Source organism: Pseudonocardia terrae (assembly GCF_021343995.1).
GTDB lineage: Bacteria > Actinomycetota > Actinomycetes > Mycobacteriales > Pseudonocardiaceae > Pseudonocardia > Pseudonocardia terrae.
In genome coordinates, this window is the sequence record NZ_JAJTTE010000030.1 from 54785 (window position 1) to 81638 (window position 26854).

A 26854-nucleotide genomic window follows, 5' to 3' on the forward strand; every position below is an offset into this window, starting at 1 on the left:
ACGATGACTGAATCCTCCCTGCGCTACACGCCTGCCGACGATGCTCTCGACCCGTCCCGGGGCGAGATGGAGCTTGAGGAACGGTCCTCGCTCCGGCGGGTCGCAGGTCTGTCGACCGAGCTCACCGACATCACCGAGGTCGAGTACCGGCAGCTGCGGCTCGAGCGCGTGGTGCTCGTCGGGGTCTGGACCGAGGGCACCTCCGAGCAGGCCAACGCCTCGCTCGTCGAGCTGGCCCGGCTCGCCGAGACCGCCGGCTCCCAGGTCATGGACGGCCTGGTGCAGCGGCGGAGCAAGCCCGATCCCGCCACGTTCATCGGTTCCGGCAAGGTCGACGAGCTGTCCCACGCCGTCCAGACCGCCGGCGCCGACACCGTGATCTGCGACGGCGAGCTCTCGCCCGGCCAGCTGCGCCAGCTGGAGGAGAAGCTCAAGGTCAAGGTGATCGACCGGACCGCCCTGATCCTCGACATCTTCGCCCAGCACGCCCGCTCGCGGGACGGCAAGGCCCAGGTCGAGCTGGCCCAGCTGTCCTATCTCCTGCCGCGGCTGCGCGGCTGGGGTGAGGCGCTGTCCCGGCAGGTCGGTGGCCGTGCCGCCGGCGGTGTCGGCATCGGTGGCCGTGGTCCCGGTGAGACCAAGATCGAGCTGGACCGCCGGCGCATCCGGCACCGCATGTCCAAGCTGCGCCGCGAGATCGCCGCGATGAGCCGGGTGCGCGACACCCAGCGCGGCTCGCGCCGGCGCAACGACGTGCCCGGCGTCGCCATCGTCGGCTACACCAACGCCGGCAAGTCCTCGCTGCTCAACGCACTGACCGACGCCGGAGTCCTGGTCGAGGACGCGCTGTTCGCCACCCTCGACCCCACGACCCGCCGCGCGGAGACGCCGGACGGGCGCACCTACACGCTCACCGACACCGTCGGGTTCGTGCGGCACCTGCCGCACCAGCTCGTCGAGGCCTTCCGCTCCACGCTGGAGGAGGCCGGCCAGGCCGACCTGCTGGTCCACGTCGTCGACGCCTCGGACCCGCTGCCCGAGGACCAGATCGCCGCGGTGCGCAAGGTCCTGGTCGAGATCGGCGAGGAGCAGGGCGGCACCATGCCGCCGGAGTTGCTCGTCGTCAACAAGACCGACGCGGCCGGCGACCTCGCGCTCGCCCGGCTGCGGCACCTGCTGCCCGACGCCGTGTTCGTCTCGGCCCACCGGGGCGACGGCGTGGCTCGGCTGAAGGCCTGCGTCGCCGAGCGGCTCCCGCGGCCCGAGGTCGACCTCGAGCTGCTCGTGCCCTACACCGAGGGCGGGCTGATCGCCCGGCTGCACTCGGACGGCGAGGTGCTCGCCTCCGAGCACACCCCGGAGGGCACCCGCCTGCACGTCCGGGTCGGGCCCGAGCTCGCCGTCGCGGCCGTGCCGTTCGCGATCGGGGGGACCGGGTCGGCCCCCGCCGAGGGCGACGCGGCAGGCTCGCGAGGCACGAACGGGGCCGTGCCGGCCGGAGCGCGCGTCGCTGCGCGCGGCTGACCGCGCCGGGGTTCTCGGCGCCGTCCTCCTGTTGACGCTGCTGCTCGCCGCCCCGGCGAGCGCGGCGCCGGCCGTACCCGAGGACCGCTGCACGGTCACCGACCGCCGCCTCCTCGAACTCTCCGGGCTGGCCGTCGACGCCGGCGGCGAGATCTGGGCGATGAGCGACGGCGGCAGCCGGGTCGCGCTGTACCGGCTCGACCCGGACACGTGCGCGATCGTCGGGACCCGGACGGCGGCGCTGGACCCCTACGACGCCGAGGACCTCGCGATCGCGCCCGACGGCGCGTTCTGGGTCGCCGACACCGGGGACAACGATCGCGCGCGGGCCACCGTGGCCCTGCTCGTCCTGCCGCCCGACGGCGCGCCCCGGGTGCACCGGCTGACCTATCCCGACGGCCCGCACGACGCGGAGGCCGTGCTGATCGGCACCGACGACGTGCCCGTGATCGTCACCAAGGAGGTCACCGGCACGGCCGGGGTCTACCGGCCCGTGGGCCCGCTCGCCGAGCCCGGGCCCACGCCGTTGATGCGCGCGGGCTCGGTCGGCTTCCCGCGGTCCGAGACCCGCGGCGGCCCGATCGGGTCCCTGGGCGCCTTCACGGTGACCGGCGGGGCGACGAGTACCGGTCGCGAGGTCGTCGCCCTGCGCACCTACACCGACGCCTGGCTGTACCGCGTGCCGCCGTCCGGCGACGTCGTGGCGGCGCTGCAGGGCACGCCGGTGCAGGTCCCGCTGCCGGACGAGCCCCAGGGCGAGGCCGTCGCATTCCTCCCCGACGGCACCCTGCTCTCCGGGTCCGAGACCCGCGGCCTGGACCGCGGCCGGCTCCGCGGGGTGCCCGGAGCCGTCGAGGCGACCCTGGCCGCCGCACCCGCGGAGCCGACGGCCGCCCCACCCCCTCCGGCGACCCCGCCGGAACCCGCCCCGGACTGGCTGCCCGCGGCGATCGGGGGCGGGATCGCGGTCCTGCTGCTGGGGCTGGCCGCGGGCGCGATGGCCCTGCACGGGCGGCGCCGGTCCCGCCTGTGACGAGCCCGCCGACCATGCTCGACGGCCGGCCCGTCAGAGCCGGCGGAGCACCGCGACGACGCGTCCCAGGATGGTCGCTTCGTTGCCGTCGATCGGCTCGTAGGCCGGGTTGGCCGGCATCAGCCAGACCTGCCCGTCCGTGCGCTTGAAGGTCTTGACCGTGGCCTCGCCGTCGATCATCGCGGCGACGATCTCGCCCTGCTCGGCCACGGGCTGCTGGCGGACGACGACCCAGTCTCCGTCCGTGATCGCGGCCTCGACCATCGAGTCGCCCTTGACGTTGAGCAGGAAGAGCTCGCCCTCGCCGACGATCTCGCGCGGCAGCGGGAACACGCTCTCCACCGCCTGCTCGGCCAGGATCGGGCCACCGGCGGCGATGTTGCCGAGCAGGGGCACGAAGGCCGGCGCCGGCCGCTCCGCGCGGACCTCCGCCGCGTCGCCGCCCTCGTGGGAGTCCTCCTCCGGGCTGCGCACGTCGACCGCGCGGGTCCGGTTCGGGTCGCGCCGCAGGTACCCCTTGCGCTCCAGCGTGCGCAGCTGGTGGTGGACCGACGAGGTGGACGTCAGCCCCACCGCGTCACCGATCTCCCGGACGCTCGGCGGGTAGCCGAAGCGCTCCACCCAGTCCCGGATCACCTCGAGCACCTTGCGCTGCCGGGGGGTGAGGCCCACCGGGTCCGCCGGCGGATCCGGGAAGGCGCGCACCTGTCCGGGCTCCCGGCCGGTTCCGCCGGCTCCGCCGGACTCGTCCCGTGCCATCTGCCTGCCGCCTCCTCGTGTGCCTGTCTCGTGCTCTGTCCCCGGGCCCGTCCCGAGCGTGGGGTCCGGCCCGCTGCCCGGTTCCCGCACGTCGCCGGTGCCCTCGGCGCCGGTCCTCCCCGGAGGTCGTGCCCGTTCCGCCGGGCCGTACTCCCGGGAGCCGGACCGGGGCGCCGGACGGGGCCGGTGCCGGTGGGGACCCGGACGGCCCCGCCGGAGGGTCCCGGCCGGTCCGTCGGTAACGGACGGTAGCCCGGATCCGGCCGATCGCCAAACACATGTTCGAACGACACGCCGATCGTGTCGGGTGTGGACCCGTGACGCACGGCCGTGGTGGTGGTACAACGTCGCACAGACGTTCGAATCGAACATGTGTGCGAGAGCCGGCCGCTGAGCGGCGCGGACGAGGCGGAAGGGGTCTGCCGTGAACGGCGCGGGGATCGCGGAGGACGTGGTGGACGGGCCGTCGGGGGCCGCGGGCGCGAGCGGGCGGAGCGGCTGTGTCCTCGGTGTCCTCGGTGTCTCCGGTGTCCTCGGCGTGTCGCGCGGACGCGATCCCGTCGACGAGCACGGGGCCGACGGAGGCCGGGGTGGCCGGGTCTCGACGGTGCGGGAGCGGGGGATCGGCGGGTCGGCCGTGGACGGGGAGCGCGACGCGGGGGCGACCCGTGGGCCGCGTCCGGTCCGGCCCGCCCGGACCTCCCGCCGTGCCCGACGGCCGGTGCAGGCTCCCGGCAGCGGGGGTGGGGTGGCGCCCGGACCTGTCGAGCGGGCGGGCCGCGCCTTCTCGTGTGGTGTCGCCCCGGACAGTCGTGCTGCGTGGCTCGCCCCGTCGGTGACCGGCGTGCCGGTCCGTGGCGCCGCTTCGGGCGCGACGCCGGCGTCCGGCGCCGCCGTCATCGATGGCGGGGGCGAGGTGCGCGCACTGGACGTGTCCGACACGGCCGTACGGGCTCCGAGGAGTGCCCTGCGTGCGTGGCGGGCACCCGGCACCCAGGTGCCCCGGGCTGAGGCGCAGCAGGCGTCCTGGGCGGCCGTGCGGGTCCTGCCCGGTGCGGTGCCCGCGGCGCGGTACCGGATGCGGCGGGCCGTGGGGGTCGTCGTCCTCGCGCTGGCGTCCGCCGCCGTCGTCGTCGGGCTGGGGCTCCTGGCGGGGGTCGCAGGCGATGCCCACGCCCGGGCGGTCGTGCCCGCCGGGACCGTCCAGGTGACGGTCGAGCCCGGGGAGTCCATCTGGGACGTCGCGCGCCGGACCGTCCCCGCAGCCGGGTCGGCCGGCACAGCCGGTACGGCCGCGGTCGTCGAGCGGATCGCGGCGGACAACGCGCTGCCCGTGGACGCGGCGCCGCTGCCCGCCGGGCTCGCACTGCGCGTCCCGGTCTGAGCGCGGGGCCCCGGAGCCCGGCGGGTGACCCCGGTCACGACGGGCACCGGTTTTTGTCGGTGGTGGTTGATAGGAATCGCACACGCGTTCGATCGGTGGTCCGGGCATCCGGCTCGGGTGGGGTCGGCGCGGTGGTGGGAGGTCGTCATGGATCCCAGGAGTGCAGTGCTGGCCGCGGTGCCGAGCGAGATGTCGAGCCGGGTGCCGGGCGAGTCGGCCGTCGGCGCGGCGTCGACCGGTGCGGCGTCGACCGGTGCGGCGTCGACCGGGTTGCCGGCGGGGTCCTCGATCGGGGCGCGGGTCGGTGTGGCGGGCGACCGGCGGACCGACGCGCGGCCCGGGGCTCGTCCGCGTCCCCGTCCGGCGGGCCGTGACGCCGCCGGTCGTGAGCCCGGTGGCCGTGAGCTGGTCGGCCGTGCCGCCGTCCGTGAGGCGGGTGGGCGTGAGGCGGGCGGCCGCGGCCACCCACTCCGGGGGCACCCCGCCGCGGCACCGGAGCGCGTCCTCGGGGCCTACACGTCGGGGGCCCGGGCGCGGCTGGTCCGCCGGGCCGACGGTCCCGCCGTGGTGTCGGGCTGCCGGCCCGTCGTCCGGCCACGGCCCGCCCTGGCCGACCCGCGGTGCGTCCCGGCGCCCCGTCCCCGCCCGTCCCGGCTCTCGCGCTACGAGCGCACCGGCGGGGCCCGACGACTCGCGGGGGAGGCCCGCACCGGCCTGTTCGACCGGGTGCTGGCCGTCGTCGCGGTCACGCTGGCGTCGGCCACGGTCGTCGTCGCCCTCGGCCTGCTCTCCGACCTCGTCGCGCGATGACCGGCCGCCCCGCGCGGGCGGACGGGGGACGCAGCGCCCGGCGAGCGCGGTCGGCCCTGCGTGTGACGGGCGGTGAACCCGTCGGCGTGGTGTCCGGAGTGGAGTCGCGGCCCGGAGCGTGTGGGGCCGGTGATGCGTCCTGTGGGCGGCGAGGGTCTCCTTTCGGGCACGGTGAGTGCCGGTATCGCCGACACGCCGAGGAAGCCGACACGCCGGCCACAACGGACGGCGCGTTCCCCGCAGTTCATCCGCGTGTCGCCGATGCGGCGAGCGGTTCGGGTCCCGCGGCCCGCCGACCCGTTGTCCGCGCAGGTGTGCAGGAAGCGGGCGTGACCTGCGGGCCGTCACGGGGTGTCGCCACCCGGCCACCGGGGCACCCGGGGACGGGGCGACCGCGGCGCTCGTGAGAGGTTCCTTCCCGATCGGGGGAAGTCCGCACGACCCGCCGCACGGAAATGGCGCGACCCCCAGATGTTGTGGTTACATCCGTGTTGTTCGCCTACAGGTTGGGTTCGGCCCAGGTCGAGCCGTCGGGCGCGTCGAATCGGGGGAGGTCCGCATGCGGTGCCCGTTCTGCCGTCACACGGACTGCAAGGTGATCGACTCCCGCGAGGTCGACGAGGGCGCGGCGACGCGTCGCCGCCGCTCCTGCCAGGCCTGTGGGAAGCGCTTCACCACCGTCGAGGAGCCGGTGCTCGCGGTGTTGAAGCGCAGCGGCGTCACGGAGCCGTTCAGCCGCGACAAGGTCGTGAGCGGCGTGCGCCGGGCCTGCCAGGGCCGGCCGGTCGACGAGGACGCGTTGCAGAAGCTCGCGCACCGCGTCGAGGAGGCCGTCCGCGCGGGCGGGACCGCGGAGATCCCCAGCCACGAGGTGGGGTTGGCGATCCTCGGTCCGCTGAAGGAGCTCGACGAGGTGGCGTACCTGCGCTTCGCGAGCGTCTACCGCTCGTTCTCGTCCATCGAGGACTTCGAGAAGGAGATCGCCGATCTGCGCAGGGCGGCTGCCGGGGAAGCAGCCGACCGGCGGGACCGGGCCGGGAGGACCGCGGGGCCGACCGGGTAGGGGGTCCGAGGGACCCGTGGGGCCGACCCGTACTACGGAAGTCGAGCCGACCCCGATCTCGCAGGCAGGACACCCGCCGTCGCCCCAGCCGGCGGAGGGTGCAGCACATGGTCGGATGCGAATGAGGGAGAGCATGACGGAGACCGTCGGGGCGGAGTCCGCCGGAAGCGCCGCCAACACGGCCGGTGCCAAGGGCTCTGCGGGGGGAACGGGCCGCGGCCGGGCCGCGAAGGCCGGGAAGGGTGTCAGGCAGGGCCTGACCGTCAAGCGGCTCCACACGACTCCCGGGGTCCACCCGTACGACGAGGTGACCTGGGAGCGCCGCGACGTCGTCATGACGAACTGGCGCGACGGCAGCGTGAACTTCGAGCAGCGGGGCGTCGAGTTCCCCGAGTTCTGGTCGATGAACGCCACCAACATCGTGACCAGCAAGTACTTCCGCGGCGCCGTCGGCTCGCCGCAGCGCGAGGCCAGCCTGCGCACCCTGATCGACCGGGTCGTCGGCAGCTACCACCGCGCCGGCGTCGAGCACGGCTACTTCGCCACGGACGAGGACGCCGAGATCTTCGCCCAGGAGCTGACCTGGATGCTGCTGCACCAGGTGTTCAGCTTCAACTCGCCGGTGTGGTTCAACGTCGGCACCGCCTCGCCGCAGCAGGTCAGCGCCTGCTTCATCCTCGCGGTCGACGACACCATGGAGTCGATCCTGAACTGGTACCGCGAGGAGGGCCTGATCTTCAAGGGCGGCTCCGGTGCCGGCCTGAACCTCTCCCGCATCCGCTCCTCGAAGGAGCTGCTGTCCTCCGGCGGCACCGCCTCCGGCCCGGTCTCCTTCATGCGCGGTGCCGACGCCTCCGCCGGCACCATCAAGTCCGGCGGTGCCACCCGGCGGGCCGCGAAGATGGTCGTGCTCGACGTCGACCACCCCGACATCGAGGAGTTCGTGCAGACCAAGGCCAAGGAGGAGGCGAAGATCCGCGTCCTGCGCGACGCGGGCTTCGACATGGACCTGGGCGGCTCCGACATCACCTCGGTGCAGTACCAGAACGCCAACAACTCCGTCCGCGTCACGGACGAGTTCATGCACGCGGTCGAGGGCGGGACCGACTTCGGGCTCCGCTCCCGCACCACCGGTGAGGTCATCGAGCGCACGGACGCCCGGACGCTGTTCCGCGGCATCGCCCAGGCCGCCTGGGACTGCGCCGACCCGGGCCTGCAGTACGACGACACGATCAACGACTGGCACACCTGCCCCGAGTCGGGCCGGATCAGCGCGTCGAACCCGTGCTCGGAGTACATGCACCTGGACAACTCCAGCTGCAACCTGGCTTCGCTGAACCTGCTCAAGTTCCTGGGCGAGGACGGCCGGTTCGACGCGCCGCGCTTCGCCAGGGCCGTCGAGCTGATCATCACCGCGATGGACATCTCGATCTGCTTCGCCGACTTCCCGACGGAGCCGATCGCCGACACCACGCGGAAGTTCCGCCAGCTGGGCATCGGCTACGCCAACCTCGGCGCGCTGCTCATGGCGACCGGCCACGCGTACGACTCCGAGGGCGGCCGCTCGCTCGCCGCGTCGATCACCTCGCTGATGACCGGCGCCGCCTACAAGCGCTCCGCCGAGCTCGCCGGTGTCGTCGGCCCGTACGAGGGCTACGCCCGCAACGCCGAGTCGCACCAGCGCGTCATGCGCAAGCACGCCGCGGCCAACGACGGCTACCGCACGTTCCCGGCCAGCACCGCCATCCAGAAGCTGGCGACCATCACCTGGAAGGACGCGCTGGCCACCGGCGAGAAGAACGGCTGGCGCAACGCCCAGGCCTCCGTGCTGGCCCCGACCGGCACCATCGGCCTGATGATGGACTGCGACACGACCGGCATCGAGCCGGACCTGGCGCTGGTCAAGTTCAAGAAGCTGGTCGGCGGCGGCTCCATGCAGATCGTCAACCAGACCGTGCGCCGGGCGCTCGACCAGCTCGGCTACCAGGCCGAGCAGGCCGAGGCGATCGTCGAGTACGTCGCCGAGCACGGGCACGTCGTCGACGCGCCGGGCCTCCGGCCGGAGCACTACGAGGTCTTCGACTGCGCCATGGGCGAGCGCTCCATCGCGCCGATGGGCCACGTGCGGATGATGGCGGCGGTCCAGCCGTTCCTCTCCGGCGCCATCTCGAAGACGGTGAACATGCCCGAGGCGGCCTCCGTCGACGACGTCGAGAAGATCTACCTCGAGGGCTGGCGGCTCGGCCTCAAGGCGCTGGCGATCTACCGCGACAACTGCAAGGTCGGCCAGCCACTCTCCGCCGGCAAGAAGGCACGGGAAGCGGAGGACGCGGCGAAGGCTGAGCCCCAGGTCGTCGTCGAGCAGCGGCCGATCCGCAAGCGGCTGCCGAAGAAGCGCCCGAGCCAGACCGTGTCCTTCACGGTCGCCGGGGCCGAGGGCTACCTGACCGCCGGCTCCTACCCGGACGACGGGCTGGGCGAGATCTTCGTCAAGCTCGGCAAGCAGGGCTCGACCCTGGCCGGTGTCATGGACGCCTTCTCCATGTCGATCTCGGTCGGCCTCCAGTACGGCATCCCGCTGGAGTTCTACGTCTCGAAGTTCTCCAACCTGCGCTTCGAGCCGGCGGGCATGACGGACGACCCGGACGTCCGGATCGCCACCTCGGTGCTGGACTACCTGTTCCGCCGCCTGGCGCTGGACTACCTGCCCTACGAGAAGCGCGCCCAGCTGGGCATCTTCTCCGCGGCGGAGCGGGCGTCGCAGGTGGAGCAGGACTACGGTTCGGGCCCGATCGACACCGACATGGACCTCGACGCCGTCCGCTCCAGCGTGGACACCACCCCGGCGGCCGCCGAGCCGGCGGGTGTGGACCCGGCGCCGGTCGAGGTCGGCAGCTCCACCGAGCTGCTCGAGCTGCGGCTGGGCAAGGCGGCCGACGCGCCGCTCTGCCTCACCTGCGGCACCAAGATGCGCCCGGCGGGCTCCTGCTACCTCTGCGAGGGCTGCGGCTCCACCAGCGGCTGCAGCTGAGCCGGATCTGGCGGACGGCCCCGCCCCGGCTTTCCGGGAGCGGGGCCGCCCGCGTCCAGGCCGCAGTATGGAACCATGATGCGAATTTCCCGGGCCTCAATCCGCGTTATGGAACCATAATGCGGCTCGAGGCTCGTTCTACTCGCGTTATGGATCCGTACCGCGCACCGGGTGGCGGAGCGCCGGGCTCCCGCGGCGTCGCGGAGGCCGTGGCGCCAGGGGCGCGGCATCGCCACCGTGTCGTCCCCGTGCTGCGTCCGGATCTACGGTGGGGTGGTGAGTCCGCGCTATCAGCTCGTGCCCGCCGCCTACGTGGTGCTGTGCCGTGAGCCGAACGAGATCCTGCTCCAGCTCCGGCAGAACACCGGCTTCCGGGACGGCTTCTGGGCGACGGCCGCGGCCGGGCACGTCGAGAAGGGCGAGTCGGTGCTGGAGGCGGCCGTGCGGGAGGCCCGGGAGGAGCTGGGCGTCGAGATCGCGCCCGCGGACCTGCAGCCGTTGACCGCGATGCACCGCACCGAGGCCACGGGTGACCCGATCGACGAGCGCGTCGACTTCTTCTTCACGTGCCGCCGGTGGTCGGGCACCCCTCGGCTGGTCGAGCGCGCCAAGGCCGCCGATCTCGGCTGGTTCCCGCTCGACGCCCTGCCCGATCCCGTTGTCGCGCACGAGCGGGAGGTGTTGGAGGCCCTGCGCACCGGCGGACCGTCGACGATCACGACGCACGGGTTCTGACGGCCGCCCCCGCGGCGACGCCCTCGCAGCTGCGGACCGCAGCGCGCAGGGCCCGACGCGCCCGGGGATCGAGGAGCGGGTCGTCGAGGCGACGCCGCCAGTGCATCGCGGCGCGGACTGCGGCGGCGTGCATCTCGCGGCCGGAGACTCCGGCGGGCAGGCCGAGCCGCACCGTCGGGCGGGTGCCCGCTCCCCCGAGGACGCGGTCCAGCGCAATCCGCGTCGGCACGGGCAGCGTGGTGAGCCCGGGCAGCGCGCCGAGCGTGCGGAGTTCGACGAGGGCGTGGTCGTCGGCCAGCGCGCGGTCGATCCCCGCGACGAGCCTGGTGGCGCGGCCCGCCAGCCGTCCGCGCAGCTCACGCAGGGCCGCCCGCATCCGCAACGCCGCGGCCCGCTCGCCGATCCTGGCCTCCAGGATCCGGGTGAGCCCCTCGAGCCCCGACCTCCGGATCAGCGCCGCAGCCAGGGCCGGAGCCGTGGTCGCCCCACCGCGCACGAGCGCGACCGCCTCGGCGATCCCGTGCATTCCCCAGGCGTCGAGCAGGCCGTCGTGCCCGGTGGCGGCGAGGAATCGGCCAGGCGAGACCAGCGCGGCGTCGAGCTCAGCGACGGGGCGCCGGGCCAACGCGGCGAGCGCGGTGAACTCGTCCTGACGCAGGGTGCGGCCGCGCAGGGCGAGGAGCCCGGAGACGGGGAGGAAGTCTCGGGGCAGGCCGTCGAGCCGCGGATCGTCTCGGAGTTCGGCCGGTGTCGGCCCGTCCTCGTCGGCCCGGGACAGCACGCCGACCACCCCGAGCGGCCCGCCGCGCCCGACCTGCGCCTGTACCCGGCGCAGCAGCGCGAGGTCGCTGTCGTGCAGGGACCGGAGCAGGTAGACGACGGCGTCGGCCTCGCACACGCCGTCGTCCGGATCGAGGTAGGCGAGGGTGCGTGCGGAGACCGCCCGGGAGTTCGACGACGTCCCGGGCGTGTCGACGAGCGTGTACCGCTCGAGGAGGGGAGCGGGGAGGCCGACCTCGAGGCTGTGGAGGGCTTTCCCCGTCCCGTCTGGCGGCCAGCGGATCGGCGTGCGCCGCCCGCCGTCGTGAACCGCCTCGGCCACGGGAGCCGGCGCCCGGCGGTAGGTCGTGACCACCCGGGTGCATTCGGTCGCGTCGGTCGGCGCGACCGAATGCCCGATCAGGGCGTTGAGCAGCGTGGACTTGCCCGCCTTGAGCGTGCCGGCGAGGGCGATGCGCAGCGGGGCGTGGAGACGACGGAGGCAGGCGTCGACGGCGTCGTCCCCGAGGACGGGTCGGGCCGCATCGAAGAGGGCGGAATCGGAGAGGGCGCTGTCGACGAGGGCGCTGTCGACGAGGGCGCTGTCGACGAGGGCACTGTCGACGTGGGCGTTGTCGAGGAGGACGCCGTCGAAGGACCTGGTCATCGCACGAGCCCGGCCGCCCGCACCCGCAGCGTCCGCAGCTCGCCCAGCTGCTCCTCGACCTCCGCAATCCGGGCGTCGCGGCCCTCGCCCGCGAGGCGCCGCGCCTCGCCCGCCGCGCGCAGGGCGTCGTCGGCGGTGCGGGTCATCTCGGCGGCGAGCGCGGTGAAGTGGTCGCGCAGCGTGCGCTGGACCTCGCGCAGCCGGAAGCGGGACTCGCGCCCGACGTGGAACAGGACGTCGTCCATCAGCCGGGCCACGGCCGTCTTCGCCTCGGCCTGCCGGCGCGCGGTGCGCGCCTTGCGGTCCTCGCGGAAGGTGTTGGCGCCCAACAGGACACCGGCCCCGATCGACCACGGGTTGACCAGCGCGAGTCCGGCCAGGGTCGTCATGACGCCGACCATGAGGATGCCGCCGTAGGAGCCGCGCATGCTGCTGATCAGGCGCTGGACGATCCCGGCCTTGCGGCTGTCGAGGGCCTCGAGCTCGCGGACGGGCTCCAAGGCCTCCGTCCCGCCGAGGTCGAGCGCGGGGAGCGCGACGCGGCCGTCGTCGGCGAACCGGATGGCGACACGTTCGGCCAGCTCCCGCGACCGGGTCTCTGCCAGCACGACGTTGGCCTGCACGCACTCGGCCACGCGGCCGTCGAGCCAGCTCCCGAACTCCTCCCAGCGCTTCGCCGGGTCGGAGGACACGATGTCGGCCTCCGCCTCGCGGACCAGCTCGCGCAGCCGGTGGCGCAGGTCGTGGTCGACGTCGGCGCCCAGCTCGGTCGCCCCGTCGGCGAGGACGATCTGCCACCCGGCGGTGCGGTCGCGCAGGGCGTCGGCCGTGACGCGGGCCTCGTGCAGGCGTCGCTCGGCGACGGTCCCGGCCGCGGGATCGCGCAGCGCGGTGAGCTCCGCGTTCAGGCCGAGGGCGACCTGGTCGGTCACGGCCCGGACGTCGTTCACCACGCCTGCGTGCAGCACCTGCGTCGCGTTGACGAGAACCCGCTCGCGCAGGTGGTCGGCGAGCTGGGGGACGCCGGACTCGATCGCCAGCGCATGGTCGCGGGTCCGGTGGGCGGCGGCGAGCATGCGTGACGACACCGGGAACAGCGGGATGTCGATGTCCGCCTGGGTCAGGTGGCGGCGGTTCGCGCGCTGGACGTCCGCCCAGCGCGGGTAGCGGTCGATCTTGGTGACGACGCCGACCACCGTCGGGCACAGTCGGCGCACCTGGTCGAGGTAGGTGATCTCGGGTTCGGTGAGCTCACGGCTCGCGTCGGACACGAACAGGACGGCGTCGGCCCCCGCGACCAGCGGCAGTGCCGCGGCGGCGCGGGCGGAGTCCACTCCGGACACGCCCGGACTGCCGACGAGCAGCAGTCGACCCTCGTCGTCGACCGGGCGTTCGCGGGTGCCCGGGGCGGCAGGGGCGAGGGCGTCGACCAGGGCGGACAAGCCCTGGCCGGTCTCCCCGGTGACGACGACACGCATCCGCGGATCGGTCACGCGTGTGCGGGCGCGGGCGAGGCGGTCGGCCAGGTCCGGTCGGCCGGTGCCGGCGGTGAGGACACGGAGGCGGTCGAGCAGGCCCGCCATCTCGGCCGTCTCCGGCCGTGCGGAGCGGGGATCGGCGGTGACGGACACGGGGTCTCCTCGGAAGGACGTACGGGGCGCGGGCCCCGGGGGAGTCCCGGGGCCCGCGCGGATCGGGTTCGGTCAGGTGCCGTGCGCTGAGTGCCGAGCGCCCAGCACTGTGCGCTCGGTGTGCGCTCGATGCCGTGCGTTCAGCGCTGTGTGCTCGGTGTCGACCGTTCGGCGCCGAACGTTCGGCGCCGAACGTTCGGTGCCGCGCGTTCAGTGCCGCGCGTTCAGCTGCGCGCTCGGTGTCGTGCGCTCGGTACTGCCCGGGCAGTGCGGTTGAACAGTCCCTTTCGGACAGTTCTGCCGGACGGCACCGACCGGTCGGGGGAATCGTCAGTGGTGCAGGGTCGTGGTGTCGGTCGCGTGGTCGGTGGTCGTGTGGGTGGTGGCGGCCGTCGAGTCGGCCGTCAGGCCCGTCGAGAGCCCGCCGGTGGTGGTGCTGGTGGTGTGGAGGGCGCCGCTGTCCGAGCCGGCGGCGGTCGCACTGTCCGTCGTGGTGCTGCCCGCGGTGCTGCTGCCGGTCGTGTGGCTGTCGGTGGTGGTGCCGGTCGTGGTCGACGCCGCGGCGCCGGTGCTGCTCGTGGAGTGCGTGTCGGCGGTGCCGGCGTGGCCCGCGCTCGTGGTGCTGCCGGCGGTGCTGACCGTGGTGTGGCTGTCGGTGGTGGTGCTCGTGGCGGCGCCGGATCCGCTGGTCGCGCTCCCCGTGGCAGCCGACCCGGCCGTTGACGAGTGAGTGGCGGACATGTCGGCGGTGGAGGTGGCCGGTGCCGCCGTTCCTGCCGTCGCGCCCGTGTTCGACGTCTCGCCGGTCGCGGTGGCGGCGAGGGCATGGCCGGTCGTGCTGCCGGACTGGGTCGTGCCGGACTGGGCGGTACCGGACTGCGTGGTGCCGGACTGGGGGACTCCCGCCGTGCTGTTGGCGTGCTGAGCGGTGTCGGCCGACGCGGTGTCGGACGAGCCGAGCAGCGCGGCGACGTCGTGGTTCGCCGAGGTACCGGAGCCGAGGTCGGCCGTCGGGGCCGTGGCGCCGGTGGCGGAGGCGGCCTGCGCGTCGGCACCACTCGCGGCGGTGCCGACGGTGTGGTCGGCGGCGGCACTGCTGGCGGCGGCGGAGGTCGCGAAGGTCGTTCCGGAGGCGGTACCCGCGACGGAGGTTCCGGCGCCGGCCGTGTCCGTGCTCGTGAGGTGGGCCAGCGTGCTGGTCGCGATCGAGGAGCCGTGCGTGGTCGCCACAGCCGCGCCGGACGTGCTGCCGCCGAGGTCGGCGGTCGGGGCCACGGCGCCGGAACCGCCGGACGTCACCACCGGAGTGGTCGTGACCGGCGAGGTGGTCGCCGCCGTGCCGGCGGCCGTCGCGACGCCCGTGCTGGCGGTCGTCGTCGCGCCGGCGGACTGCGAGAATCCGACGCCCGACGTCGCCGCCGTCGAGACACCGCTCGCGAGCGGGGCCGAGCCCACGGTGCCGCCGGTGCCTCCGGTCGCGGCGAAGAACGAGGTCCCGCTCGCGCCGGAGACCGACGCGCCGGTGGCACCGGAGAACGCCGCGCCGGTGGAGCCGGACAACGCCGCGCCGGTGGAGCCGGACACCGCCGCGCCGGTGGCCGCCGGCGCCGACGTGCCCCGTGTCTCCTCGTGATCGGTCCGGGTCACGCCCTGGCCCCGCTGCTCCTCGTGCTCCGAACGGAAGGTCGAGACGCCGACGCCCTGCTGCGCGGAAGCGTCGTGGCCGTCGACCGTGGTCGTCGAGTGGTACTGCCCGGCGCCGAAGTGGTCGCTCAGGACGTGACGGCCCGAGGCCTGGTCGTCGGCCGTGTGCTGCTGGCCGCTGTGGTTCTGCTGGCCGCCGCGGATGGTCGGGTCGTGGCTCTGGCTCGACTGGTCGTGGCCCTGCTGGCCGGTGCGGTTCTGCTCGCCACCGCGGTCCTGCTGGCTCCCGGTTCCGCCGTGGCTCTGCTGCCAGGTCTGCCCGGACCGGATGGACTGGCCGTGCTGGGACTCCTGGCCGTGCTGGTACTCGTGGCCGTCCTGCCGGGTGGCGTGGCCGTTCTGCTCGACGCGGCCGGGCTGAGTGCCGTACGACTGCCCGGCACCGTGGCTCTGGTACCCGCCGCCCTGCGCGTAGTGGCCCTGGGTGTCGTGGGCCTCCCGGGTCTGGTCCGGACGGCTCGACTGGTCCCGGCCATCCGCGTGCTGCTCCGTGTGGTTCCGTCCGGCCGTGTGGTCCTGCTCGGCCCCGCGGGCGTCACCGTCGGCACGGTGCTGGTCGGAGTCGCGGCCACGGCCGTCATCGGAGGCACCACGCTGGTCGCCCCCACTGAAACCTGCGGCGTGGTGCTGGTCTCCGAAGGTGCGCGTGTCCTCCTGGTGGGCAGCGTCGCGGCCGGTGGCGGAGTGCGGCGCGTCGGTGCCGTCAAACGTCCCGGTGGCGGAGTGTCGCGCTTCGGCGCGGTCGAACATCTCGCGGTCGCCGAAGTGCTGGTCCGCGATGGTGCGGCCGTCGACATGGCGATCGTCGGAGTGTCGGACGCCGGTGCGGCCGAGGGTCTCCCGCGTCCCGACATGCTGGTCGGCGCCGGATCGGCCGTCGGCATGGTGGCCATCGGAGTGTCGGGCGTCGGCGCCGTCGGAGGTCTCGAGGCCGATGAAGTGCTGGTCGACGATGGTGCGGCCGTCGACGTGGTGGCTGTCGGAGTGTCGCGTCCCGACGCGGTCGTCGTCCCGCTGACCGGCGAAGTGCTCCTCGGCGATCGACCGGCCCTCGACCTGGTGACCGCGGTCGTGCTGCTCGGAGCGGTCGTCGCGCTCGTCCTGACGAGCGTCGTGTGCAGCGGTCTCGTGCCGGCTCGCGCTACGGTCGTCGCGCTCCTGCCAGGCCGAGCCGTCGTGGCTCCGCTGGTCGGCGTCGCGATCCTCGCGGGAGTCGCGGTCCTGGCGGGAGTCGCGGTCCTGGCGGGAGTCGCGGTCCTGGCGGGAGTCGGGATTCTGGCGGGAGTCGTGGCCGTCACGGTCGTCGCCGGTACGGCCCCGAATGTCCCCCCGGCCGTCGGTGTCGTGGTCGGTACGACCGTCGTGATCACGGCCGAGGTCGGTCCGGTCCTCGCCGGAGTGCCGGTCGGACGCGTCCCACTGCCGGTCGTGCTCGGAGTCCCCGTCGCCGGCACCCCGGCCCGCCTCCGAGTCGCCGTGCCAGGAACGCCGACCCTCGTCGGTCGACGCGGTCCAGTGGCCGGCGTCGGTGTGGTCGTCGCCGGTCCAGCGGCTGCTCGCCGCGGACCACGACTCGCTCGACGACGTGTGCTCCTGGCGCAGGTGGTGCCGGCCTTCGTCGACGTCCTGCTCCCCGCGGGCGTGGGACACGTCCCGCGACACGTCGAACCTGGCGCCGTCCTCGGACCGGGCGTCATCGTCGAACGGGGCGGTCTGCTCGAACCGAGCGGTCTGCTCGAACCGGGCGGTCTGCTCGAACCGGGCGTCGTGCTCGGCTCGGGCGCCGTCGTGCTCAGTCCGGACGTCGTGCTCAGCCCGGACGTCGTGCTCGGTGCGGACGTCGCGATCGGTGCGGACGTTGCGGACGTTGCGGACGTCGGACCGCACGTCCCGCTCGTCCGTGAGCCGGGTCTCGCGGACCTGCCCATGCTGCCGCTCCGGCGACACGGCACGCTCGGTGCCGGCATGGTCGCCCGCCCCGTGTGCGGCGCCCGCGGCGGCCCCGGCGGCCCCGGCTCCGGAGCCCGACCCCCCGGGTGCGCAGTCGGCGCCGCCCTCGGACAGGTCGGTGGTCGGGTCGGTGATCAGTACGGGCGACATCGTCGTGATCTCTCCTGGGGTCCGGTGGCCCCGGATCGCCCGGGGCCGGCTGCCGCGACGACGCTAGGAACGGTTCCTGTCAATTCCCTGGGAATACGCTGGGTGCCTACCCAGCACCTCGTTCACAGCGGGCGCACAGCGCATTCCGAGCGGATTCCGGGGACACATGGCCTACGTTTCCGCCGACCCGCGACCCCCGACGATCGGAGATCCGCCCCATGCGCCGGCACCTCGGCATCGCCCTCGACGCGGACGGTCTCGCCTGTGCCCCGCCGCCCGTGGCCGTGCCCGGGGTGCTCGTGTTCGGGGCGGAGGGACCGGTCGTCGGCGAGCGTGCCCTGGCCCTGGCCGCCGCCGGGGCACCCGCCTTCCGCGACTTCACCGGGCGCGTCGGGGACCCCGTTCCAGTCCTCGCCGACGACGGCACCGCACGCTCCGGCGCCGAGCTGATCGCCCTCGCCGTATCGGCCCTGGCCGGGCCGGGGGACCGGCACGTCACGCTCGCGCATCCCGCACGGTGGGGTCGCCACGAGCTCGCCGCGTTGCGATCAGCCCTGGGACCGACGCAGCGAGCGGTGCGATCTTTCCTGCGCCACAACGACTTCTCGACCGTTCCGCGACCGGTCGCCGCCGCGACGGATGCCCTTGTCGGCGGTGCGCTGCAGCGGAGGACCCGCGTCCTGGTCGTCGACGTCGCCGACTCCGCGACCGAGGTGACCCTGCTCGCCGACGTCGACGACGGTGCCGCGCGCATCGTCGCCACCACCCGGACCGAGGAGGTGGGCGCCGCCACGTTCGATCGCGCCGTGCTGACCCTGGTGCTGCGCGAGGTGTCGGTGGACGGTGCCGATCGGGCCGCCCTGCGACGGCTGGCGGACTCCTGCCGCGACGCCCGCCGCCGGCTCGTCGGTGCGCCCGGGACCGTCGTCGACGTGGCGCTGCCCGCCTTCCGCGGGCCGGTGCGGATCACCGGCGACGACGTCGACGTCGCCGTTCTCGACGCCGTCTCCGATCTGCTCGGCACCATTCGGGAAATGGACGAGGAACCATTCGACTCCGTGCTCGTCACCGGTGACGCTGCTGCGACGCCGTTGCTCCACCGTGCGTTGTCCGACGCGTTCGGCCGTCCGGTGGTGGTGCCGCCCGAGCCGGGCGCCGCCGTCGCCCGCGCGGCTGCCGGAATCGCCGCCCGACGAGCCGAGTCGCACCGCGCGTCGTTCCCCGGAGCACCCCGCCGTCGAGCCGAGGCCGGACAGAGTGCGCGCCGGCCCGCCGTCGCCGACCAGCCGGTGGCCGCTCGGGTCGCGTGCGCGAACGACTCCTGGCCCGGCCGGACGTACCCGGCCGGGCAGAACCGCCGACCAGGGCAGCCCTGGCCGACCGCCGCCGAGCGGAACGGGCCCCGCCACGGCGGCATGCCGACCGGAGCGCACCGTCGGCCCCGCCGCCGGGTCGGGAGGCTGGTCGCGGCGGGGGCGACCGCCGTCGTCGTCGCGCTCGGGGGAGGCTACGCCGTCGCCGAGCTCGGAGCGGGCGGCGCCGGTCCTGCCGCGGCCGCCGTCACCCCGGGCCATGGACCTCGCTGAGGCCGCGCCGCACCACGGGTCCCGCCGCGGCCGTCACCACCACGGATGCCGCTGCCCGCGGACCACCGGGTCCGCGCCGCGGCCATCGTCACCACGGACCCCACGCCACGGCAGCCGCGCCTCACCACCGGTGCCACGGTGGGGGCGGGGTGATCATTGGTCATGGAGCGGAGCGGTCGCTGAGCGGCCATCCGCGTCCACGAGCGACGATCACGGGACCGACGCCCACCCCGCAGACGGGCACAGCCCTCCCGCTCACCCCAGCTCCACCAGCGCGCCGGGATCCTCCTTCGGCAGCTCGTCGACCACGGCCATGACCTGCATCGACGTCAACTCGACGCACCCACCCGGTCACGGCCGCGATCCGCGCCCCGGCCCCTCGACCGTCCCGAACTCGCGCGTCGCGACGGCCGGCAACATGTCGGTGCGTGCCCGTATCGTCACGTTCGGGGGTGGACGGATGAGTGACGTGACAGCCGATCCGCGGGTCACGGTGTGCGAGTCGCGGGCGACCGGCGGTCCGGTGAGCGAGCTGCTGGAGCCGCGCCGCGTGCAGCTGGGGGAGAGCACCGAGGTCCGCCGGCTGCTGCCGAGTCTGGGCAGGCGGATGGTCGGAGCATGGTGCTTCGTCGATCACTACGGGCCGGACGAGATCGCGGCCGAGCCGGGCATGCAGGTCGCCCCGCACCCGCACATCGGGCTGCAGACGGTGAGCTGGCTGCTCGACGGCGAGGTGCACCACCGGGACTCCGTGGGCAGCGACGTGCTGGTCCGGCCCGGCGAGCTCGGGCTGATGACGGCGGGCCGCGGCATCGCGCACTCCGAGCAGTCTCCCGACCGGCACTCCCCCCTGCTGCACGGCGCCCAGCTCTGGGTCGCGCTGCCGGGGGAGGAACGCAGGGTCGCGCCGCGCTTCGAGCACCACGTGGACCTGCCGCAGGTCACCACGCGCGGCCTGCGCGCCACCGTCCTGCTGGGTGAGCTCGGCGAGGCGCGGTCCCCGGGCCGGGTGCACAGCCCGATCGTGGGTGTCGACGTCCGGCTCTCGGCCGGCACGGCCACCGCGCTGCCGCTGGAGCCGGACTTCGAGCACGCCGTGCTCACCGTGTCCGGTGCCCCGGAGGTCGACGGCCGGGTCGTGGGCCCCGGAACGCTGCTCTACCTGGGCACGGGGCGCCGGGAGATCCCGCTGCGGGCCGGGCCGGAGAGCCGGTTCCTGCTGCTCGGGGGCGAGCCGTTCGCCGAGCAGCTGGTCATGTGGTGGAACTTCGTCGGGCGCAGCGGCGACGAGGTCGCCGAGGCACGCTCCCTGTGGCAGGCGGAGATCGCCGGAGGCGCCGACCACCGCTTCGGCGCCGTCCCCGGGTACGAGGGCCTGCCCCTCGCCGCGCCCGAGCTGCCACCCACCCCGTTGAAGCCGCGGGGCCGCGAGCGCTGAGCCGAGACGGGCGAGGTCGGCGAGGTCAGCCCGCCTCGTACCGCGCCGCGGCGATGAGCTCCTCCACCGCGCTCGTCTGCACGCGGAAGGAGCGGCCGAAACGCACCGCGGGCAGCTCGCCGCTGTGCACGAGCCGGTAGACGGTCATCTTGGACACGCGCATCCGCTCCGCCACCTCGGCCACGGTGAGGAACGGAGCGCCGATCACGTCCGGGTGGTCCCGATCCCCTGTAACCATGCCGTGCGCCCCTCCGCCCTGTCGGCGCCGACCCTCGTCCGGGCCGACGCGCTGACCTGTGATGTTCCCGTGCGGAACCCTAGACGACCCAGCGTCACCGTCCGGGTGGTTCCGGCCGTCCCGAACGAGTGGAAACGGCCGATCCAGGCACGGATCGTCACTGACTGTTGACGCAGTGTGCGCAGCGGCGCTCGTCACAGGGGGCGAGCGCGGGTCGAGCGCCTACGCTGCGACGGGTGAGCGCCAGCGTTGATGCCGCCCCGGACCCAGTCCTCCCCGAACACCTCGCGCCCGCGGGCTTCGTCGACTCCGACTCGCCCGAGGTCCGCGGCTTCGCCGCCCGGGCCGTCGGCGACGCGACGGATCCGGTCGAGGTCGCAGCGCGGCTGTTCGAGGCCGTCCGCGACGAGATCTGGTACGACCCGCACCACCTCTCCGTGGATCCCGCCGACTACCGGGCGAGCGCGGTGGCCACGGCGCCGAGCAACTGGTGCGTCCCGAAGGCGGTCCTGCTGACGGCCGCCGCCCGGGCCCGGGGGATCCCGGCCCGGCTGGGGTTCGCCGACGTCCGCAACCACCTCACGACACCGCGGCTGCGGGCGCGGATGGGCTCGGACGTCTTCGTCTTCCACGGCTACACGGACCTGCACGTCGAGGGCCGCTGGCTGAAGGCCACCCCGGCGTTCAACGCCGAGCTGTGCGCCCGCTTCGGCGTCTCGCCCATCCCGTTCGACGGCCGCACGGACGCGCTCATGCACGAGTTCTCCGGCGACGGCAGCCGCTACATGGAGTACGTGCACCACCGCGGCGTCTTCACCGACCTGCCGCTCGACCTCATCCTCACCACGTTCGACGAGTTCTACGGGCCGGGACGGATGACCGACGGCACACAAGGTGCGGAACCCGACACCTTCGTCCGATGAGAAATGAACGATCGTTCGACTAGTATCCGGCGCGTGGTAGCTCCGACCGTCACCGACGACGACCCGAGCCTCTCCGGCGGCGACTGGACCGAGTCCGGCGTGTTCCGCGTGGCGGAGGGCGTCTACCGGATCCCCCTCCCGCTCCCGAACGACGGCCTGCGCGCGGTCAACGTCTACGCCGTCGCCGACGAGCGCGGGGGCGACCCCGGGTGGACGCTCGTCGACGCCGGGTGGGCGCTCGAGGAGTCCCGCGAGCTCCTCGGCCAGGCCCTGCGGGCCCTGGGCTCGGACCTGCGCGAGGTGCGCCGGTTCCTGGTCACGCACTCGCACCGCGACCACTACACCCAGGCCGTCACAATCCGGCGCGACTTCGGCGCCGAGGTCCTGATCGGGGCGGGTGAACGGGTCAACCTGGAGCGGGTCGTCGATCCCGACCACGCGGAGTCGCAGAACTCGGTGCCGCGACTGCGCCGGGCCGGGGCGGCGGAGCTCGCGGCCGCGATCGAACGGGCCGGACGCGACCACGTCCGCGCCATGGACGGCTGGCTCCTGCCGGACGGCTACCTCGAGGACCGCGCGAAGGTCGTCGTCGGGGAGTCGCGGACCCTGGAGGTGATCGAGACGCCCGGGCACACCCGCGGGCACGTCGTGTTCGCCGACGAGGCGAACGACCTCCTGTTCGCCGGCGACCACGTCCTGCCGCGGATCACCCCGTCGATCGGCCTGGAGCCGGTGCCGACGGCCAGCCCGCTGTCGGCCTTCCTGGCGTCCCTGCAGCTGGTCCGGGAGCGTCCGGACGCGGCGCTGCTGCCGGCGCACGGGCCGGTCGGGCGGCGCGTGCACGAGCGCGTCGACGAGTTGCTGGCGCACCACGGCACCCGCCTCGACGCGTCGCTCGCGGCCGTGCGCGAGGGGCGGCACACGCCGTATCTCGTCGCGCAGGCACTGCCGTGGACGCGGCGCAACCACGCGCTCGCCGACCTCGACCGGTGGAACGCGATGCTCGCGATCCTGGAGACCCAGCACCATCTCGAGGTGCTCGTGGAACGGGGCGCGCTCACGCGGACGGAGCAGGAGGGCGTGCTGCACTACGCGCTCCCCTGAACCGGGACGGAGCAGGACACGCCGGGCCGTTGGGCCATCCGGCGTAACACACCCCGTACGCTCCGTGCATGCTCTCGATCCGCAGCGTGCTCGGCGGCCTGGTGGCGACCTCGCTCGCCGCGGGTCTCGTCGTCGGTGCGGAGGCGGGGAGCGACACGGCCGCGCCGACCACCGAGCCCGTTCCCGTCTGCGCCGAGGTGGGGCCCTACACGCCCCCGCCGCCGAACAGTGTCGGCACCCCCGCCGGCGTGCGGCTCTGTCCCGTCCGCGCCGCCCTCGAGGTCCGGACGCCCGGCACCGTGCTCGACGGGCTCGACGTCACCGGCGGAGTGGTCGTCGCCGCCCCGGGCGTGGTCGTCCGGCGCAGCCGCGTCACCGGGGACGGCACCACCGCGGCCGGGATCCGGACGCTCGACGGCGGCTCGGTCCGGATCGAGGACACCACGCTGACCGGCGCGTTCACCGACGCCGCCGTCGACGGGCCGGACTGGGTCGTCGAACGCGTCGAGATGACCGCGGTCCGCGCCGACGGCGCCCGGCTCGGCCCGGGCGCCACACTGCGGAACAGCTGGCTGCACGACTTCGCCCCGCGGTCCGACCGTCCGGTCGACGCCATCGCCCTGGCCGCCCCGGAGGGCGACGTCCTGGTCGAGGCCAACCGGATCCGGCTCGGCACGGGGCCCGGTCTCGGCAGCGCCGTGCTGGTGGACCCGGCCGGGACGGCACGTCACGAGAGCGCCGGTGACCACGAGCGGAGGGTCGAACGGCCGGGTCCGGTGGTCATCCGCGACAACGAGCTGGGCGGCGGCCGGTACACGCTGCTGCGCGACGCGGCTGCCGCGCCGCTCGCCGATCTGCGGATCACCGGCAACCGCTTCCACCGCGACGCCGGGGCTGCGCCGCTGCGGGTCCGCGGTGCCGCGGAGCTGCGGGACAACGTCTTCGTCGACGGGGGAGAGGTGCGGCGATGATCGTGGGGACCCCGGGGTCGCCCTTAGTCGATCGACACTCCCGGGTGTGTGCGACACGCCGCAGCCACCGATCGGTGCTGGCAGACGCGAGCGGGATCGGGCAGAGTGATCACGCACTGTTCCATCCCGTCCGGGCCGAAGGACCCGGAACGCCGGCCGACGCCGACGACCGTGGACGTAGGGGAAGACGATCCACGTCTGTCAGAAGCGGAGGTCTGCAGTGAGCACACGCGGCGTGGTCCACGTCCACTCGTCGCCGACTGCGGTCTGCCCGCACGTCGAGTGGGCGGTCTCGGGCGTCCTCGGTACACGGGTGACGCTCCAGTGGAGCGCGCAGCCGGCCGTGCCGGGTCAGCTGCGCGCGGAGTTCAGCTGGACGGGTCCCGTGGGCAGCGGCGGGGCGCTCGCCGGCGCTCTGCGGGCGTGGCCGATGCTGCGCTTCGAGGTCACCGAGGAGCCCAGCAGCGGCGTCGACGGTCAGCGGTTCTGCCACGTCCCGGGGCTGGGGTTGTGGACGGGCCGGATGAGCGCCAACGGCGACGTGCTCCTGGGCGAGGACCAGCTCCGCACGATCATCGCCGACGGACCGGCGTCGAAGCTCGCCGCCCGCATCTCCGACGCCCTGGGCGAGGCCTGGGACGCCGAGCTGGAGGCCTGCCGCTTCGCCGGCGACGGCGCGCCGGTCACCTGGTTGCACCAGGTCGGCTGACCGTTCCGGCGGCCGTGTCTGCTCCGTCCGGAGCAGCGCCCTGCGGCAGACTGTTCCCGTGCGGAATGCGGTGGCGGTCGCGACGGCGGGGGCGCTCGCGCTGGTGGTGGTCGCGGCGGCGGTCGCGGCCTGGCTGATCGGCGGGCGGGCGTTCGAGGCGGGGGCACCCATGGACGCGCCCGTCCCGGTCCCGGGCACGGGGGCCGGTTCCGCGACCGTCGAGCTGAGCCTCGACGCCCTGGGCCATCCCCAGCACCTCGCCGTGCGCGAACGGCTGCAGGCCTACTTCGACGCGATCAACGCCCATGACCACGCGGCGTGGGCGGCCACCGTCACCCCCGAGCGGGTCGCCGCACAACCTGCGGAGACGTGGCTGGCCGGGGTACGCAGCACGCAGGACGGCACCATCCGCGTGGACCGGATCGAGGACGCGCCGGACGGGGTGCGGGCGCTGGTGCGCTTCACGAGCACCCAGGACGTCGCCGACGCGCCCGCGGACCTGAAGGTGGGGCGGATCTGCTGGCGCAGCGCGCTCCCGATGACCGGCCCGGGTCTCGCGATCGGCGCCGGGGTGCCGGGCGGCACGCTCTCCCAACCCTGCTAGCGGCAGCAGGCGGACCGGTTCTGTCGGTGCCCGATGTCAAGGTGTGCCCATGAGCCGCCACATCCAGGTGACCTTCGACGCCCACGACCCGCGAGCGCTGTCGTCGTTCTGGCGGGACGTGCTGGGCTACGTCCATCCCGGTCCGCCCGGGGTCGACCTGCCCGAGGGCGCCGACCCGCTGGCGGCGTGGGACGAGTTCCTCGCGCGGCTCGGCGTGCCCGAGGACCAGCGCAACACGAGATCGGCGATCGAGGACCCGGCCGGCCAGGGCCCGCGGGTGTTCTTCCAGCAGGTGCAGGAGGAGAAGGTGGCCAAGAACCGCGTCCACCTCGACGTCCGGGCCGCTCCCGGCCTGCAGGGCGAGGAGCGGATGGCGGCGCTGGAGGCCGAGTGCGACCGGCTGGTCGCACTCGGCGCAACCCGGCTGCGCCGCTCGGAGCCCGAGCCCCCGATGAGCGCGGGCTTCCTCGTCCTGGCCGATCCCGAGGGCAACGAGTTCTGCCTCGACTAGGCAGCAGTCCTCGAAAGGTCCGATCGCCTACTTCGTGAACAGGAGGCTGGCGTTGTGCCCGCCGAACCCGAAGGAGTTGTTGACCGCCGCGGTGAGCTCCATCTTCCGCGGCTCGCCCGCCACGACGTCGAGGTCCACCTTGGGGTCCTTGTCCTCCAGGTTCAGCGTGGCCGGGATGATCCCGTCCCGCACCGAGAGCAGGGCGATCAGACCCTCCACCGCTCCCGCACCGCCGACCAGGTGCCCCATGGACGCCTTTGGCGCGGTGAGCACCGGATGGTCGCCGAGCGCCTTCTTGATCGCATTCGCCTCGCCCACGTCGCCGACCACCGTGGACGTCGCGTGACAGTTCACGTGCCCGACGTCCGAGGGCTCCAGGCCCGCGGTCCGGACCGCGTTGAGCATGGCCCGGCCCTGCCCGCCACCCTCGGGATCCGGCCCCGTGATGTGGTAGGCGTCCGAGGTCAGCCCGATGCCGGCCAGGGTGCCGTGGACCGTGGCGCCCCGGGCCTCCGCGAACTCGCGCCGCTCGAGGACCAGTACGCCCGCGCCCTCGCCGAGCACGAACCCGTCCCGCCCGGTGTCGAAGGGCCGGGACGCCTGCTGCGGCGCGTCGTTGCGCTGGGAGAGGGTGCGGGCCTGGACGAACCCGGCGACGGTGATCGGCGCGATGCAGGCCTCCGCGCCGCCCGCCACCACCACGTCGACCTCGCCCGCCTTGAGCAGCCGCCACGCCCACGCCATCGCCTCGGCACCGGTCGCACAGGCGGACGCGGGCGAGTGGACGCCGCCCTTCGCGCCGATCTCCAGCGAGATCAGCGCCGCGGGTCCGTTGGGCATCAGCATCGGCACGACCAGCGGCGAGACCTTGCGCAGGCCGTCGGACTCCAACAGGTCGTCCTGGTCCAGCAGGGTGGTCACGCCACCGATACCGGTGCCGACGATCACCGCCAGCCGGGTCGGGTCGACCTTCGGGTCCTCGCCCTTCTCGACGGCCAGGCCCGCGTGCGCCCACGCCTCCCGCGCCGCCACCACCGCGACCTGCTCGGCGCGGTCCATCCGGCGGGCCTGCACACGGGGCAGGACCTCGGTGGGTTCCACGGCGAGCTGCGCAGAGATCTTCACGGGCAGGTCGTGCTTCTCCACCCACTCACCGGTGGTGTGCCCCACGCCGGACTTGCCGGCGAGCAGGGCGTCCCAGGTGGAGGCGGCGTCCCCGCCGAGCGGGGTCGTCGCGCCGTAGCCGGTGACGACGACGTCGGTCATGGAAGGCCTTTCTGGCGAGCGGGCGGGCGGCGGAGGTCCGCGGTGTTACTGGTTCTTCTCGATGTACGAGACGGCGTCGCCGACGGTCTTGAGCTCGGCGAGCTGGTCGTCCGGGATCTTCACGCCGAACTTGTCCTCCGCCTGGACGGCGATCTCGACCATGGACAGCGAGTCGATGTCGAGGTCGTCGACGAAGGACTTCTCGGCGGTCACCTCGGCGGTGTCGATGCCGGCGACCTCCTCGACGATCTCGGCGAGGCCGGACAGGATCTCGGCGGTGTCAGCCACGGGCGTGCTCCTCATC

General features: G+C 74.2%; 22 protein-coding genes. 15 read left to right on the plus strand and 7 right to left on the minus strand.

What is annotated here, in order from left to right; genetic code table 11:
- Positions 1-3: 3 nt before the first annotated feature.
- Both hflX and LWC33_RS20435 read left to right on the plus strand, forming a co-directional pair.
- Positions 4-1524, plus strand: coding sequence for a GTPase HflX (gene hflX, locus LWC33_RS20430; RefSeq protein WP_233306021.1), 1521 nt, complete (start codon positions 4-6; stop codon positions 1522-1524).
- A gap of 31 nt (positions 1525-1555) precedes the next feature.
- The gene (locus LWC33_RS20435) at positions 1556-2557 is read left to right on the plus strand and encodes an esterase-like activity of phytase family protein (protein ID WP_233306022.1); all 1002 of its coding nucleotides are present in this window, start codon (positions 1556-1558) and stop codon (positions 2555-2557) included.
- Positions 2558-2590: 33 nt separating this feature from the next.
- On the opposite strand, the gene lexA is transcribed toward LWC33_RS20435, so the two are convergent.
- Complete coding sequence (gene lexA / locus LWC33_RS20440; RefSeq protein ID WP_233306023.1) at positions 2591-3316, minus strand: transcriptional repressor LexA; 726 nt, start codon at positions 3314-3316, stop codon at positions 2591-2593.
- Between the two features lie 997 nt (positions 3317-4313).
- Here lexA and LWC33_RS20445 point away from each other — a divergent pair.
- The 5 genes from LWC33_RS20445 to LWC33_RS20465 all read left to right on the plus strand — a co-directional run bounded on the left by LWC33_RS20445 (position 4314) and on the right by LWC33_RS20465 (position 10339).
- The gene (locus LWC33_RS20445; protein WP_233306024.1) at positions 4314-4700 is read left to right on the plus strand and encodes a hypothetical protein; all 387 of its coding nucleotides are present in this window, start codon (positions 4314-4316) and stop codon (positions 4698-4700) included.
- A 147-nt stretch (positions 4701-4847) separates the two neighbouring features.
- On the plus strand, positions 4848-5510 hold the full coding sequence (locus LWC33_RS20450; RefSeq protein ID WP_233306025.1) for a hypothetical protein: 663 nt from the start codon (positions 4848-4850) through the stop codon (positions 5508-5510).
- A 559-nt stretch (positions 5511-6069) separates the two neighbouring features.
- Entirely contained in the window at positions 6070-6573 is a 504-nt protein-coding gene (nrdR, locus tag LWC33_RS20455) for a transcriptional regulator NrdR (protein ID WP_233306026.1), read from the plus strand.
- 133 nt (positions 6574-6706) lie between these two features.
- Positions 6707-9604, plus strand: coding sequence for a vitamin B12-dependent ribonucleotide reductase (locus tag LWC33_RS20460; protein WP_233306027.1), 2898 nt, complete (start codon positions 6707-6709; stop codon positions 9602-9604).
- A 276-nt stretch (positions 9605-9880) separates the two neighbouring features.
- Positions 9881-10339 carry an NUDIX hydrolase gene (locus LWC33_RS20465; protein WP_233306028.1) on the plus strand — a complete coding sequence of 153 codons (459 nt, stop codon included), beginning with the start codon at positions 9881-9883 and terminating at the stop codon, positions 10337-10339.
- Here the strand turns inward: LWC33_RS20465 and LWC33_RS20470 are convergent.
- The 3 genes from LWC33_RS20470 to LWC33_RS20480 all read right to left on the minus strand — a co-directional run bounded on the left by LWC33_RS20470 (position 10320) and on the right by LWC33_RS20480 (position 17200).
- The gene (locus LWC33_RS20470) at positions 10320-11765 is read right to left on the minus strand and encodes a dynamin family protein (protein ID WP_233306029.1); all 1446 of its coding nucleotides are present in this window, start codon (positions 11763-11765) and stop codon (positions 10320-10322) included. The genes LWC33_RS20465 and LWC33_RS20470 overlap by 20 nt on opposite strands.
- Positions 11762-13396 carry a P-loop NTPase family protein gene (locus LWC33_RS20475; RefSeq protein WP_233306030.1) on the minus strand — a complete coding sequence of 545 codons (1635 nt, stop codon included), beginning with the start codon at positions 13394-13396 and terminating at the stop codon, positions 11762-11764. Before LWC33_RS20475 ends, LWC33_RS20470 begins: the two co-directional genes overlap by 4 nt.
- Before the next feature lie 330 nt (positions 13397-13726).
- Positions 13727-17200: a hypothetical protein gene (locus LWC33_RS20480; RefSeq protein WP_233306031.1), complete on the minus strand. Its 3474-nt coding sequence runs from the start codon at positions 17198-17200 to the stop codon at positions 13727-13729.
- Between the two features lie 218 nt (positions 17201-17418).
- Here LWC33_RS20480 and LWC33_RS20485 point away from each other — a divergent pair, with 218 nt between their 5' ends.
- Together LWC33_RS20485 and LWC33_RS20490 are read left to right on the plus strand one after the other, a co-directional pair.
- Positions 17419-18786, plus strand: a complete 1368-nt coding sequence (locus LWC33_RS20485; protein WP_233306032.1) for an Hsp70 family protein — start codon at positions 17419-17421, stop codon at positions 18784-18786.
- Between the two features lie 460 nt (positions 18787-19246).
- Positions 19247-20224, plus strand: coding sequence for a pirin family protein (locus LWC33_RS20490; RefSeq protein WP_233306033.1), 978 nt, complete (start codon positions 19247-19249; stop codon positions 20222-20224).
- 25 nt (positions 20225-20249) lie between these two features.
- On the opposite strand, the gene LWC33_RS20495 is transcribed toward LWC33_RS20490, so the two are convergent.
- Positions 20250-20462, minus strand: coding sequence for a helix-turn-helix domain-containing protein (locus tag LWC33_RS20495; RefSeq protein ID WP_233306034.1), 213 nt, complete (start codon positions 20460-20462; stop codon positions 20250-20252).
- A gap of 236 nt (positions 20463-20698) precedes the next feature.
- Between LWC33_RS20495 and LWC33_RS20500 the strand changes: the two genes are divergently transcribed.
- From LWC33_RS20500 to LWC33_RS20525, 6 genes are all read left to right on the plus strand, one after another.
- Entirely contained in the window at positions 20699-21385 is a 687-nt protein-coding gene (locus LWC33_RS20500) for a transglutaminase-like domain-containing protein (RefSeq protein ID WP_233306035.1), read from the plus strand.
- A 33-nt stretch (positions 21386-21418) separates the two neighbouring features.
- Positions 21419-22489 carry an MBL fold metallo-hydrolase gene (locus LWC33_RS20505; RefSeq protein WP_233306036.1) on the plus strand — a complete coding sequence of 357 codons (1071 nt, stop codon included), beginning with the start codon at positions 21419-21421 and terminating at the stop codon, positions 22487-22489.
- Between the two features lie 68 nt (positions 22490-22557).
- The gene (locus tag LWC33_RS20510; protein WP_233306037.1) at positions 22558-23460 is read left to right on the plus strand and encodes a hypothetical protein; all 903 of its coding nucleotides are present in this window, start codon (positions 22558-22560) and stop codon (positions 23458-23460) included.
- Positions 23461-23680: 220 nt separating this feature from the next.
- The gene (locus LWC33_RS20515) at positions 23681-24169 is read left to right on the plus strand and encodes a DUF3145 domain-containing protein (protein ID WP_233306038.1); all 489 of its coding nucleotides are present in this window, start codon (positions 23681-23683) and stop codon (positions 24167-24169) included.
- A 58-nt stretch (positions 24170-24227) separates the two neighbouring features.
- Positions 24228-24773, plus strand: a complete 546-nt coding sequence (locus tag LWC33_RS20520; RefSeq protein WP_233306039.1) for a nuclear transport factor 2-like protein — start codon at positions 24228-24230, stop codon at positions 24771-24773.
- A gap of 49 nt (positions 24774-24822) precedes the next feature.
- Entirely contained in the window at positions 24823-25284 is a 462-nt protein-coding gene (locus LWC33_RS20525; protein ID WP_233306040.1) for a VOC family protein, read from the plus strand.
- Positions 25285-25311: 27 nt separating this feature from the next.
- Here LWC33_RS20525 and LWC33_RS20530 read toward each other — a convergent pair whose 3' ends face one another.
- Both LWC33_RS20530 and LWC33_RS20535 read right to left on the minus strand, forming a co-directional pair.
- Positions 25312-26550: a beta-ketoacyl-[acyl-carrier-protein] synthase family protein gene (locus LWC33_RS20530; protein WP_233306041.1), complete on the minus strand. Its 1239-nt coding sequence runs from the start codon at positions 26548-26550 to the stop codon at positions 25312-25314.
- Between the two features lie 45 nt (positions 26551-26595).
- The gene (locus tag LWC33_RS20535) at positions 26596-26838 is read right to left on the minus strand and encodes an acyl carrier protein (protein WP_037052399.1); all 243 of its coding nucleotides are present in this window, start codon (positions 26836-26838) and stop codon (positions 26596-26598) included.
- Between the last annotated feature and the right edge of the window lie 16 nt (positions 26839-26854).

What these genes read in the sequence shown, in the direction of transcription:
- LWC33_RS20470 (WP_233306029.1), bottom strand. Translation starts at nt 11,765, where the DNA reads ATGACCAGGTCCTTCGACGGCGTCCTCCTCGACAACGCCCACGTCGAC.
- LWC33_RS20525 (WP_233306040.1), top strand. Translation starts at nt 24,823, where the DNA reads ATGAGCCGCCACATCCAGGTGACCTTCGACGCCCACGACCCGCGAGCG.
- LWC33_RS20490 (WP_233306033.1), top strand. Translation starts at nt 19,247, where the DNA reads ATGAGTGACGTGACAGCCGATCCGCGGGTCACGGTGTGCGAGTCGCGG.
- LWC33_RS20495 (WP_233306034.1), bottom strand. Translation starts at nt 20,462, where the DNA reads ATGGTTACAGGGGATCGGGACCACCCGGACGTGATCGGCGCTCCGTTC.
- nrdR (WP_233306026.1), top strand. Translation starts at nt 6,070, where the DNA reads ATGCGGTGCCCGTTCTGCCGTCACACGGACTGCAAGGTGATCGACTCC.
- lexA (WP_233306023.1), bottom strand. Translation starts at nt 3,316, where the DNA reads ATGGCACGGGACGAGTCCGGCGGAGCCGGCGGAACCGGCCGGGAGCCC.
- LWC33_RS20485 (WP_233306032.1), top strand. Translation starts at nt 17,419, where the DNA reads ATGCGCCGGCACCTCGGCATCGCCCTCGACGCGGACGGTCTCGCCTGT.
- LWC33_RS20530 (WP_233306041.1), bottom strand. Translation starts at nt 26,550, where the DNA reads ATGACCGACGTCGTCGTCACCGGCTACGGCGCGACGACCCCGCTCGGC.
- LWC33_RS20450 (WP_233306025.1), top strand. Translation starts at nt 4,848, where the DNA reads ATGGATCCCAGGAGTGCAGTGCTGGCCGCGGTGCCGAGCGAGATGTCG.
- LWC33_RS20480 (WP_233306031.1), bottom strand. Translation starts at nt 17,200, where the DNA reads ATGTCGCCCGTACTGATCACCGACCCGACCACCGACCTGTCCGAGGGC.
- hflX (WP_233306021.1), top strand. Translation starts at nt 4, where the DNA reads ATGACTGAATCCTCCCTGCGCTACACGCCTGCCGACGATGCTCTCGAC.
- LWC33_RS20460 (WP_233306027.1), top strand. Translation starts at nt 6,707, where the DNA reads ATGACGGAGACCGTCGGGGCGGAGTCCGCCGGAAGCGCCGCCAACACG.
- LWC33_RS20510 (WP_233306037.1), top strand. Translation starts at nt 22,558, where the DNA reads ATGCTCTCGATCCGCAGCGTGCTCGGCGGCCTGGTGGCGACCTCGCTC.